Here is a 13,915-nt window from a genome sequence, read left to right on the forward strand (position 1 = left end):
CGACTGCTTGAAATTTGATTCCCAGGGAAAAAAACAAATGGACACCCCACTCACACCCAACGCCCCCACACTGCCGCTGGTACTGGCACAAGCCAACACCTCAGGACCTGTGACGGATGGCGCCGTGGCCGCCGATGCACCTGCGTCAAGCGGAGTGAGTGCCGGTGTGGGCGCCCAGCAGGGACTGCGCAATGTGAAAGTGGTCGAGAGCAAAGAGATCGAAGGCGGCACAGGCTTTGCCTTGCCCGTGACGAGCAGCCAGGTCAAGTCGGTGCAGGTGCTTGATCTGGACATGCTGCTTTTGCTGGACAACGGCGATGGCATCTTGTTGCGTGAAGGTGCGTTTCTGGCCACCACCAACACCGCACAGAAAGTCACATTCAGCAACGGCACCCAATTGCCCGTGACCGATTTGCTCAAGCAAGTGGGCGTGATGAAACCCTCGGAGGCGGCCAGTTTCCGGGTCAGCTCCACCGACCTCAAACTGGTCAACAACGAGCCCCCAGGTGGGCAGGGTCTCAATCTGGGCAAAGGCGATGACGACACCCAAAAAGGGCCAGCGGTCGAAGAAGTGACGCAGCTTTTACAGTCGCTGCAAAACGCCAAGTTGTCAGATGCACCTGTGGCTGAACAACCCATCACCCCCCTGAAAATTTCGGACAGCGTGGCCGAGCCCGTGGTGCTGCGGCCTGCGGCATCACCGGGCACCGAGTTCACCACCAACAACCAAAGCACTTCCAACCTGACGGCTTTGAAGGTGGCCAGTTTGACTGGTTACACCGACCCCAAAGTCAGCCATGTCGCCTTGAGTGACAGCACGCAAACCTTTGCGGGAACCTCGATAGACAAAATGGTCGCGACGCAGCAGCTGTCCGTCAAAGTGCAAGCGGATGCTGTGGCACCTCAGTGGCCAACCAGTCCAAGCAAAGGTTTGGCGACGCTGAACCTGGATGCGCCCAGCAATGCCAAAACAATGGTGATTGTGCTTCCCACAACAGACCAAGCAACCTTGGACAGTTTGAAAAATAGTGGCGTTCAACTGAACGGACAGGAAATTGTTCAAACAACCTCATTGTCTGTTCCTGTGTCCGGCATCAGTCACTTGCCCGTGAGCTGGAATTTGGTCGATGGTGACGTGTCAACCTTCTCATTTCAGATGAAGGTGCAATACAAGGACGCTACTGGAAGCATCATTGCTGAGCAATCTGTCAGATTTAAATACCAAACCATCAACGAGCTCAGTCAAGCCTATGAACTGGATGGCAACGGCAACCCCATACTTGCGCTCCCCTCCAATGGCTTCAACTACAACATCGAAGGCCGTGATGTTGCTGACAACATCCAGGCTTGGTTTGGCAATGACCAGGTGCATGGCCGAGGTGGCAATGACACGATCGATGGTGGCGCAGGCAACGACAGCCTGTACGGAGATGCGGGCAACGACAGCCTGATCGGCGGCACAGGCAACGACCTGCTCGATGGCGGTGATGGCAACGATGTGCTCAATGCAGGGGAAGGCAACAACACACTCCTCGGTGGCAATGGCAACGACACGCTGAGCGCAGGTTCTGGCAACGACAAGCTCGACGGCGGTGCTGGCGATGACCTGTTGAACGCCGGTGATGGTGACAACTTGCTTTTGGGCAGCGATGGCAACGACACCTTGGAAGGCGGCGCTGGCAACGATACCCTGGACGGCGGTTCCGGTAGCGATGTGTTGACAGGGGGCGGGGGCAACAACACGGCAACTTACGCTTCAGCGACCGTGGCCGTTGAAGTGGACCTGGTCACTGGCGGCACTGTTGGCGATGCCCAAGGTGACGTTTACACCGGCATTCAAAACGTGGTGGGCTCAGCGTTCAATGACCGGATTCAGGGCAACGCGCAAAACAACCTGCTGCAAGGCGGGCTGGGCAACGACACCCTGGAAGGCGGCGCAGGCAGTGACACCCTGGTGGGCGGCTTGTCCTTGACGGGCAATGATCTGGCCGCAGGAGAGGCCAACACGGCCAGTTATGCCCAAGAGACTGCAGCTGTGCTGGCCTCGTTGGACAAGCAAATCTCCAACGCTGGCGCGGCTTTGGGCGATGTGTTCATCGGTATTCAGAATCTGGAAGGGGGGCTGGGCAATGACCTGTTGGTGGGCGATGCGCAAAGCAACCAGCTGACCGGTGGTGCAGGGGATGACACCCTCATGGGCGGTGCAGGTGCTGACACCTTGATGGGGGGTTTTGGGTTTGATGTGGCTTCGTATGCCAATGCAACAACGGCTGTCAAAGCCAATTTAGCGGTAGCTTCAACCAATTCAGGCTCCGATGCCGCAGGTGACACTTACGAATCCATCGAAGGCCTTGAAGGCTCGCAATTCGATGACCAATTGACAGGCCAGTCGAGCTTGGCTTCCTTGCTGATGGGCGGGCTTGGCAACGATTCGCTGACAGGTGGCTCGGGTGCAGATACCTTGCTGGGCGGTTCGGGCAACGATTCCTTGATGGGGGCTGCAGGCAACGACTTGCTGGACGGCGGGGCTGGTCAAAACACGCTCGATGGTGGCGATGGCAACGATGTGCTCAGCGCTGGAGATGGCAACAACTCCTTGGTGGGTGGCGCAGGCCAAGACACCCTGAACGCAGGCACGGGCAATGACACGCTGGATGGCGGAGTCGGCAACGACCTGCTCAATGCGGGCGATGGTCTTAATTCGCTGGTGGGCGGTGAAGGTGATGACACCTTGATCAGCGGCAGTGGCAAAGACATCCTGGACGGTGGCACTGGCAACGACGTGCTGTCCAGTGGCGCAGGTGACGATCAGTTGACCGGTGGCACAGGCGATGACAGTCTAATCGGTGGTGAAGGCGTCAACACCTTGCGCGGCGATGCAGGCAACGACACCTTGAGCGCAGACAGCGGCAACGATTGGCTCGACGGCGGTAAAGGCAACGATCTGTTGAAAGCCGGTGATGGCCAAAACACCTTGTGGGGTGGCGCAGGTGCCGACACCCTGATCAGCGGCGGCGGCAATGACACATTGGACGGTGGCGATGGCGATGGCGATGGCGCTGACCTGCTCAATGCGGGTGATGGCCTGAACAACCTGACGGGCGGTGTGGGTGACGACACCTTGCTCAGCGGCAGCGGCAACGACAAGCTCGATGGCGGCGAGGGCAACGATGTGCTCAGCGCTGGAGATGGCGACAACTCACTGGTGGGCGGCGCAGGCAACGATAACCTGAGCGCAGGCACGGGCAATGACACAATGGATGGCGGCGTGGGCAACGACTTGCTCAATGCGGGCGATGGCCTGAATTCGCTGGTGGGCAGTGATGGTGATGACACCTTGCTCAGCGGCAGCGGCAAGGACACCCTGGACGGTGGCGCTGGCAACGACGTGCTGTCCAGTGGCGCAGGTGACGATCAGTTGACCGGTGGCACAGGCGATGACAGTCTGATCGGTGGAGAAGGCGCCAACACCTTGAAGGGCGATGCAGGCAACGACACCTTGAGTGCAGACAGTGGCAATGACCTGCTTGATGGTGGCGACCACAATGACCTGTTGAAAGCCGGTGACGGTCAAAACACCCTGTGGGGTGGCAAAGGAGCCGACACCCTGATCAGCGGCGGCGGCAACGACTCACTGGACGGTGGCGATGGCGATGGCGCTGACCTGCTCAATGCGGGTGATGGCCAAAACACCTTGTTGGGTGGCGCAGGTGCAGACACCCTGATCAGTGGCGGCGGGAATGACACACTGGACGGCGGCGAGGGCAGCGATTTGCTCAATGCGGGCGATGGCCGAAACACCGTCATGGGCGGGGGGGGCGACGACACCTTGTTCAGCGGCAGCGGCAATGACCAGCTCAATGGTGGCGATGGCAACGATGTGCTCAACGCCGGTGATGGCGACAACGCCCTGGTGGGAGGCGCAGGTAATGACATCCTGAGCGCAGGCACGGGCAACGACACGCTCGATGGTGGGTTGGGCAACGACCTGCTCAATGCGGGCGATGGCCTGAATTCGCTGGTGGGCGGTGAAGGTGATGACATCTTGATCAGTGGCAGCGGCAAGGACACCCTCGACGGTGGCGGTGGCAACGATGTGCTTTCAAGCGGTGCAGGCGATGATCAGTTGACCGGTGATGCAGGCGATGACAGCCTGATCGGTGGTGAAGGCGCCAACACCTTGAAGGGCGATGCAGGCAACGACACCTTGAGCGCAGACAGCGGCAACGACTGGCTGGATGGCGGTGAAGGCAGTGATCTGTTGAAAGCCGGTGATGGCCAAAACACCTTGTTGGGTGGCGCAGGTGCAGACACCCTGATCAGTGGCGGCGGCAATGACTCACTGGACGGTGGCGATGGCGATGGCGCTGACCTGCTCAATGCGGGTGATGGCCGAAACACCGTCGTAGGTGGGGGGGGCGACGACACCTTGCTCAGCGGCAGCGGAAACGACCAACTTGATGGTGGCGCTGGCCACGATGTTTTGAATGCCGGGGATGGTGACAACTCTTTGATGGGCGGTGCAGGCAACGACATCCTGAGCGCAGGCACGGGCAACGACACGCTCGATGGCGGCGATGGCGCCGACTTGCTCGATGCAGGGGATGGCCTGAATTTGCTGCAGGGCGGTGAAGGTGATGACACCTTGTTCAGCGGCAGCGGCAAGGACACCCTCGACGGTGGCGTTGGCGTTGGCAACGATGTACTGTCCAGTGGCGCCGGTGACGATCAGTTGACCGGTGGTGCAGGCGATGACAGCCTGGTGGCCGGAGAAGGCGCCAACACCTTGAAGGGCGATGCTGGCAACGACACCCTGAGCGCAGACAGCGGCAATGACTGGCTCGATGGTGGCGACAACAATGATCTGTTGAAAGCCGGTGATGGCCAAAACACCTTGTGGGGTGGTGCAGGTGCCGACACCCTGATCAGCGGCGGCGGCAACGACTCACTGGACGGTGGCGATGGCGATGGCGCTGACCTGCTCAATGCGGGTGATGGCCGAAACACCGTCGTAGGTGGGGTGGGCGACGACACCTTGCTCAGCGGCAGCGGCAACGACCAGCTCGATGGAGGCGCTGGCAATGATGTCTTGAATGCAGGAGATGGTCAAAACACCTTGCAGGGTGGCTTGGGCGATGACATCCTGGTCTCGGGTGCAGGTCATGACAGCCTCGCTGGGGGCGACGGCCAAGACAGCTTGTTCGGTGGCGAGGGCGACAACAAGCTCAACGGCGATGCAGGCCATGACACCCTGAGGTCGGGCGGTGGCAACGACACGCTGGATGGCGGTGCTGACAACGATGTGTTGATTGCGGGCGATGGCCAGAACTCGCTCGTCGGCGGTTCGGGCAACGACACCCTGAGCTCAGGCATGGACAACGATACGCTGGACGGTGGCTTGGGCAATGACGTGCTGAACGCCGGTGAAGGTGACAACTCGTTGGCGGGTGGCGGCGGGGATGACAGCTTGAATGCAGGCGGCGGCAATGACAAGCTCTACGGCGATGACGGCAACGATGTGTTGAATGCGGGTGAAGGCCAGAACACCTTGTTTGGCGGGGCAAATGATGACACGCTGATGGCTGGCAGCGGCAATGACATCCTGGACGGAGGCCTGGGCAACGACTTGATCATTGCGGGCGAAGGCGAGAACTCGCTGGAGGGGGGCGACGGCCATGACATCTTGAGCGCAGGCATTGGCAATGACACCCTGGTGGGGGGCGTTGGCAACGATTCCTTGAATGCGGGCGATGGCCAGAACACCCTGATGGGCGGATCGGGTGATGACACCTTGCTTGCAGGCAGTGGCAATGACACCCTGGATGGCGGTGCAGACAATGACTGGATCAATGCGGGTGATGGTCAAAACTCGCTGCAAGGTGGCGACGGCAATGACCGCTTGATGGCTGGCAGCGGCAACGACTGGCTTGACGGTGGACAAGGCAACGATTCCTTGAATGCAGGTGATGGTCAGAACACTTTGCTGGGTGGCTTGGGTGATGACACCTTGGCAGCAGGCAGCGACAATGACCAACTCGACGGTGGCGATGACGATGACTCATTGAACGCTGGCGAGGGCAACAACTCGCTGTTGGGTGGTGGCGGTCATGACATCTTGATTGCAGGCAGCGGCAACGACCAACTCGACGGTGCCGATGGCAACGACTCCTTGAATGCAGGCGACGGTCAGAACACTTTGCTGGGTGGTCGGGGGGACGACACCCTGGCTGCAGGCATGGGCAATGACACGCTGGACGGGGGGCTTGGCAATGACTCCATGAGTGCTGGCGAGGGCAACAACTCGCTGGTGGGCGGCGGTGGCAATGACACCTTGAGCGCAGGCAGTGGCAACGACAAGCTTGAAGGAGGCAATGACAACGACTCTTTGAATGCAGGCGATGGCCAGAACACCTTGCTGGGTGGCGACGGCAATGACACACTGACCAGTGGCGTGGGCAATTCCACCTTGCTGGGCGGTGCAGGTGATGACAGTCTGGTGGCCGGTGATGGCAGCAATGTGCTGCAGGGCGATGAAGGCGCTGACCAGCTGAAAGCTGGATCAGGCAATGACACCCTGGATGGCGGCATCGGCAATGACACCTTGTCAGCCGGTGACGGTTTGAATTGGCTGTTGGGTGGTGCAGGTGATGACAGCCTGGTCGGGGGTGCAGGCAATGACACCCTGGATGGCGGCATCGGCAACGACACCTTGTCAGCCGGTGATGGTTTGAATTGGTTGTTGGGTGGTGAAGGTGATGACACCCTGGTCGGGGGGACTGGCGCTGACACCCTGGACGGTGGCACTGGCAACGATGAGATCCATGCGGGCAAAGGCCATGACCTGTTGATCGGTGGCGCGGGTGCTGATGAGCTGGATGGCGGTGACGGGGTTGACACCGCCTCCTATGCGGCTTCGAGCGTGGTGGTCACTGTCGATCTAGGCGCTGAAACGGGTCAAGGCGGGGATGCTGAGGGTGATCATTACACCGCCATAGAAAACGTGATCGGTTCTGTCTTTGACGATCAATTGACGGGTGATCAAAGCGATAACCTGCTGATGGGCGGTCTGGGCAATGACACCTTTGTCGGCAGTGCTGGCAACGACACGTTTGTGGGGGGCACCGCCCTGGATGGCAGCGACCAGGCAGTGGGCGAGCGCAATACCATGAGCTATGCGGCAGCTACGGCAGCCGTGACCGCTTCCTTGACTGACTCTGCAGAAAACACCGGTGCAGCCGCAGGCCATGTGTTTGTCGCGATACAAAACCTGATGGGTGGGCAGTTCAACGACAAGCTCACGGGCGATGCGCTGGCCAATCAATTGTGGGGTGGAGCAGGCCATGACACCTTGATCGGCTTGGTCGGCCAGGACACCTTGGATGGCGGCGATGGCAATGACGTCTTGCTGGGGGGCGTGGGTGATGATGCTTTGATCGGTGGCCAGGGCAATGACGTTCTGGACGGCGGCGATGGTGCAGACCAGCTGCTGGGCGGCGCGGGCGATGACACCTTGATGGGCGGCGTGGGGGCAGACCTCTTGTCAGGCGACGAGGGTATGGACATCGTCTCCTATCAAAACGCCACAGGGCCTGTGAAGGTCAATCTGGCAGACGCCAGCCAAAACGCGGGTGACGATGCCGTGGGCGACACCTTGACGAGCATTGAAGGGCTCATCGGGTCGCAACTGAACGACCAATTGACCGGAGACGGGACGGCCAACAAGCTCTATGGTGGTGCCGGCGATGACACCTTGACCGGTGGCGCCGGTGCTGACACCTTGAGTGGTGGGGAGGGGCTCGATATAGCGTCTTATCTGAGCGCGGCTTCGGGCATCAAGGCCAGCCTCGCTCAGCCTGGAACGAACACAGGCGATGCGCAAGGCGATGTGTATGTCGGCATCGAAAACTTCATGGGTTCTGCCTATGCTGACACGCTGGAAGGCAACACCAGCGCCAACGTGCTTTCAGGTGGCAAAGGCGATGATGTTCTGGTGGGGCGTGGCGGTGGTGACACCTTGCAAGGTGGGGATGGCGGTGATGCGGCCGATTACTCGGACGCCCTGGACAAAGTGGTGATCAATCTGGCCAACCAGGGAGTCAATGCCGGTGCTGCGGTGGGCGATCACTTGGAGTCCATTGAGCGTGTCGTCGGTAGCCGTTACAACGACGAATTGACCGGTGACGGCAATGACAACGCCTTGGTGGGCGGTGACGGCAGTGACACGCTCAATGGCGGTGCAGGCAAAGACGCATTGGATGGCGGCGATGGCATTGACACGGCCACTTATGCTTTCGCAACGATAAGCGTGGCGGTCAACCTGGCAACGGGCGGTACAGAGGGTGAAGCATATGGTGACACGTACGTCAACATTGAAAACCTGGTCGGAACAATTTTTGACGACAAACTCGAAGGCACTTCGGGCAACAACGTCATCACAGGCAATGCAGACAGTGACACCTTGGTGGGCGGCGGCGGCAGCGATGTGCTTTATGGCGGTGAGGGCGATGACGTCATGCGCAATACAGGTAATGGCGTCAACCAGTATTTTGGCGGAAGTGCTGAAGCTGATAGCGGCGTTGATGTGGTCACTTATGAAGGCTTGAACACGCCTGTGCGGGTGAGCCTGTCCACAGGCGGCACCAACAATGCCACGGCAGGGCAGCAAGGCAGTACAGAAACCTTTTCGGGCATTGAAAACCTCACCGGAGGCACGGTCAACGACTGGCTAGAAGGCGATCTCAAGGGCAACCAATTAAGTGGCGGAACGGGGGAAGATAGCCTTTACGGCATGGATGGCTCCGATATGTTGCTGGGTGGCAGTGGCAATGACTTGTTGGTGGGCGGCGCTGGCAACGATCTTCTCAATGGTGGCGAGGGGATGGACACCGTCAGTTATCAAAGTTCGTCACAAGCCGTGACCATTGACATGGGTCTTTCTCAGAAAGGGTTGTCAGGCGCCAATGATGCGACTGGTGATGCTTTTGTGGACATTGAGGTCTTTGAAGGCAGTCGGTTCAGTGACACGTTCCTCGCTTCCTCTGCCGCAACCTGGATGCGTGGTGGTGACCCAACCTCAACTCGGGTGACCGATACGGTCGATTACTCGGCTTCTGCGGACACCGGGGATGGTTCGGGCATTGACGTGGATTTGGTGCGAGACAACCAGATCAATGCCACTGTTTCCGTGCAAGGTGCCCGAGGCGTGGGCGACTGGGATGGTGGTCTGGCCAAGGGCGACACCTTTGATTCCATTGAAAACATCATGGGCTCCAAGCGCAATGACTGGCTTGCTGGCGACGCGCAGGCCAACAAGCTCGAAGGTGGTCTGGGCAACGACACGCTCACGGGCCGGGGGGGCAATGACACGCTCGACGGTGGTGATGGCACCAATACCGTCAACTATGGAGAGACTTCGTCGAATTTGCTGGTGAATTTGAGCGCAACCGACAGCAATGGCTATGTGGCTGTCTCTATCGGCTCAGGCGCCAGCGCAGAAGTGGACCTGATCAAAAACATCCAGAACGTCGTGGGTGGCACAGGCAACGACAGCTTGACAGGCAACAGCCAAGACAACTGGCTGGATGGAGGCACTGGCCATGACAGCTTGGTGGGACTGGCTGGGGCCGACACGCTGGATGGCGGGGCAGGCAATGACTTGCTCGACGGTGGCGCAGGCGACGATTCGCTGCTGGGCGGCACGGGTGTTGACACCTTGATGGGCGGCGCCGGGGCGGACACCTTGACCGGTGGCATCGGCTCGGACACCTTGAACGTAGCCAGTTACGAAAACGCAACGGTAGGCGTCACCGCATCCCTGAGCACGCCTTCTGCCAATACAAACGATGCGCAAGGCGATGTGTACAACGCCATCTCGGGTCTGAAGGGTTCAGCCAAGGACGACGTCCTTGTCGGGGATGGGCAAGCCAACACCCTGGACGGTGGTGCAGGCAACGACCGGCTGGATGGCGGAAGCGGCAATGACAACTTGATCGGCGGCGCAGGCAACGACACCTTCATGGGCGGTGAAGGGGCTGATCTGATGGAAGGCAAAGGTGCTGCGGATGCTGCGTCTACAGATGTGGATGTGGTGAGCTATGCCGCATCGACGGCGGGCTTGGTGATTGACCTGTCGAATTTGTCGGTGGGTCAGGGCCAAGGCACTGACTGGGCCAAAGGCGATGTGTTTTCAAATATCGGCAAAGTCATTGGCACATCGAAAGACGACACCTTCTGGGCAGGCAGTGCTGCCATGGTGATCGATGGCGGCTCTGACACGGTCAGCGGCAGCAACACGGTGAGCTTTGAGGCGTCCAGCAGCGCAGGGGTTTCAGCTTCCTTGATGGTGAGTCCTGGCATCACGCTGGCCGGTTGGGGTGTCGGTAAAACTTACACGAACATCCAGAATCTGACGGGCACAAGCTTGGCCGACGTGCTGGAAGGCGATGCCAACAACAACGTCCTCAAGGGCGGCGGTGGAGATGATGTCTTCAAGGGCACGTTGGGGAATGACACCTTGATCGGTGGCGCTGGCAACGATACGGCTGATTTTTCCAGTTCGGCAACAGCATTGCACATGAGTCTTGGGGACAGCGTGGTCACCGGCGACAGCATCCACAGCACATTGGACAGCATCGAATGGCTGGTGGGCGGCAGTGCTGCCGATACCTTGATTGGCGGTGCAGGCAACGACATCCTGACCGGGGCTGGCGGTGCTGACAGCTATTTGGGCGGCGATGGCACGGACTTGGTCAACTATGAGCGCATCGGACTGACCGCGGGCATGACCATTCGCATGGACACCGTTTCCGGTGCGGATGGCGATGCAGTTGGGGACACCTATGCCGCAGACATCGAGGGTGTGATCGGCACCCGCTATGCCGACAGTCTGTATGGCCGATCCTCGGCAGAAATTCTGCAAGGTGGCGCGGGCGATGACACGCTGTATGGCAGTGAGGGCGCCGATATTCTGGAAGGCAATGCAGGCACCAATACAGCGGACTACAGCGCTTCGACAGCGGTCAATATCGATTTGTCGGACACCGCAGCCGAACAAGGTGGTTTGGCACAGGGTGACTCGTTGTCCAGCATCCAGCGCATTGTGGGCAGCGGCTATGAGGATGCGATGACGGCTGGAACTTCGTCCATGCAGTTGTTCGGGCGTGGCGATAACGACACGTTGACAGGCAACAGCGGCAACGACCGGCTCGATGGCGGCGCTGACAATGACAAGCTGACAGGTAATGGCGGCAACGACACCCTGCTGGCAGGCACGGGGGTGGACACCCTCAGTGGCGGTGATGGCAACGATGTGCTGGATTTCTCGGGCAAGGGCTTGACGACGGATCGGGGCTCGGGCGATGCTGGGGATGACACATTCATTCTGGATTACTCATCCTCCAACTTCCCTAGCTCAGGCTCTGGCGCAGGCTTCCTGATGGATGGAGGCAGTGGTGGCACGGATACTTTGAAGTTGAATCTATCTGCTTTGACCAGTTGGAATTTGAATAGCACCAACATAGTGGATAGTAAATTTATCAGCTTTGAAAAATTGGATCTGCGAGGAAATCACCTTAATGAATTGAAACTGTCAGCTGAAGGCGTCAAGAACTTGGTTGACTTAAGCAATTCTCCCAGTTTGACTTTGTACCTGGACAGTGGTGTTGGCGTTTCGGTTGATCCTTCGACAACTACTAACTGGAACGTCACTGGAAATACTTGGAATGTGACCAACGCCACCTTGGGCATCGCCGCTCACGTGACCATTGTGTATGCCTGAAGTTGCCAAACCTACCACCGTCATGCCTATCGCCATGAATGCCCAACAGCTTGGCCGCTGGCTTCAGCAAGAAGCGCAGCGCCAGGGGGCATTTCCCGCATCGCGTTGGGCCGAGCTGTTGCAAGACTGGCTGGATCAAGGCAGCCCCTTGGAGGGCTTGGCCTGGACGGCTGTGCGCCAAAGCTTGGCGGAGTCAGGTTTGCAGTTACGTGTCTTTGCGCAAGGCATCGCGGCAGACGCCTGGCATGAGGGCTTTTGGTTTTGGGCAGCATCAGGCGGGCAGTGGTCAGCACGCCGAGTGGATGCCGCAGGCCAGCCGCATGACCCCTTGAGCGCGGCCGCTTCTGACATGGCCCACGAGGCTTTGCCCGGGCCGGTTTACCTGATCCAGTCGGTGGGTTTGCCGCACCAGCGCGGCGGGCAACGCAGTTATTGGCAATGGGTGGCCCAGATTCTGCAAGGGCGTCTGCAAGGCCTGGTGCTGTCGAGCATGCTGATCAATCTGGGCGTGATCAGCATGCCGCTGTTTTCCATGCTCGTGTATGACAAGGTCATGCACAACGGCATTTTTGAAACCTTGTGGGCCTTGGCCATTGGCGTGTTTCTGTCTCTGGCGCTGGAGGTGATGTTGCGCTGGTTGCGTGCCCGCCAAGTCGAGCGCCTGGCCCAAGTGCTGGACCAGCGTGTGGATGCGGTCTTGTTCCAGTCCCTGCTTCAGCCCAGCGGGCGCGCAGGCAGTCAGCCGGGCATGACGGCACGCTTTGTCTCGCTTTACCGCGATTTGTACAGTGCACGCGATTTCTTTTCTGCTCATTACCTGTTGGCCCTGGCCGATGTGCCTTTCATCTTCATCCTGTGGGCGGTGATTGGCTGGATCGCCTGGCCACTGCTTTTGATGCTCATGGCCTGGACGGCGGTGTATGTGGGGCTGGGCACTTGGGTGAAGAACCGTTCCAAGCACATCGGTCGCCATGCAGCGCAGTTGCAGACGGGCAAGTTTGCCCTGCTGGCCGATGCGCTGTCCTCGCTGGACGCTTTGCGCACCAGCCATGTGGGCCAGCGCTTTCAGGGCCGCTTTGCCACCCTGTCGCAAGACCATGCCGATTTTCAGGCGCTGCAACGTCATGAGTTGACGCGCCAGATGCTGCTCAGTCAGGCGGTCTACATCGGCTGCTCGGTGAGCTTGCTGGTGTTGGGGGCTTATCTGGTGTTTGACCAGTACATCACCCAGGGCGCCATGGTGGCGGTGGGCATGTTGGCCGGGCGTACCTTGGCCGCAGTCGGTCAAGCCCTCATGACGCTGGGCCGTTGGCGTGAACTCACCGATGCGCTGGCCGCCCTCGATCCGTTTTTGCATTCACCATCGCTGGATGCCGCCCCGGTCATGGAAGCTCCTGCGCGTGCGGTCGAAGGTGACATCAAGCTCTTGCAGGTCGGCCATGGTTATGGCGGTCAAGCACAAGCGCTCAAGGACATCACGTTGCACATTCGGGCGGGTGAGCGCATTGCCTTGTTGGGGCGTCCCGGTTCGGGCAAGTCGACGCTGGCCAGGGTGTTGGCGCGTGCCATTGAGCCGACGGCTGGCGAAGTGCGTGTGGACGATGTGGCTCTGGCGGCTTACCCCCTGAACAGCCGCGCCAGTTGGCTGAGTTTCAAGCCACAAGAGGCGACTTTGGTGGCCGGTACGGTCGAGAGCAATATCCTGGCCGGACTGCCTTTGTCTGCTTCGGCCGAGCAACGCATTCAGGCTTTGAAACGTGGCTTGTACCTGTCGGGCATGGATGTCGATCTGGGCAATGGCAGTTTGAGCCTGAGCCAGGCGGTGGAAGAGTACGGCAGCAACCTGTCGGGCGGGCAAAGGCAAAAGGTGGCTCTGGCGCGTGCTTTGGCCATCGACGCGAAAGTCTTGATTCTGGACGAGCCGACCAATGGCCTGGACCCGGAATCCGAGAAATTGCTGGTGCAGCGCTTGGCGCAACTCAAAGGCACGACCTTGATTTTGGTCACGCACAGTGCGCGGGCCTTGGCCCTGTGCCCCCGCGTGGTGGCGCTGGACCGTGGCTGCGTGGTGGCCGATGGGGCCACGCGTGAATTGGTCAAAGTGGACCCTGTGCCCGGCGCGTGACGCCAGAGCCAAAT

At 59.5% G+C, this 13,915-nt stretch carries 2 protein-coding genes; both read left to right on the forward strand.

The genetic code is table 11. The features are described 5' to 3' along the window. The first annotated feature begins 37 nt into the window (after positions 1-37). The gene (locus B9Z51_RS18910) at positions 38-11,776 is read left to right on the forward strand and encodes a hypothetical protein (RefSeq protein WP_108375950.1); all 11,739 of its coding nucleotides are present in this window, start codon (positions 38-40) and stop codon (positions 11,774-11,776) included. Beyond that, positions 11,769-13,901: a peptidase domain-containing ABC transporter gene (locus B9Z51_RS15305; RefSeq protein ID WP_108375951.1), complete on the forward strand. Its 2,133-nt coding sequence runs from the start codon at positions 11,769-11,771 to the stop codon at positions 13,899-13,901. Before B9Z51_RS18910 ends, B9Z51_RS15305 begins: the two co-directional genes overlap by 8 nt. Positions 13,902-13,915 lie beyond the last annotated feature (14 nt).

Source organism: Limnohabitans sp. T6-5, from assembly GCF_003063315.1.
Lineage (GTDB): Bacteria > Pseudomonadota > Gammaproteobacteria > Burkholderiales > Burkholderiaceae_C > Limnohabitans_A.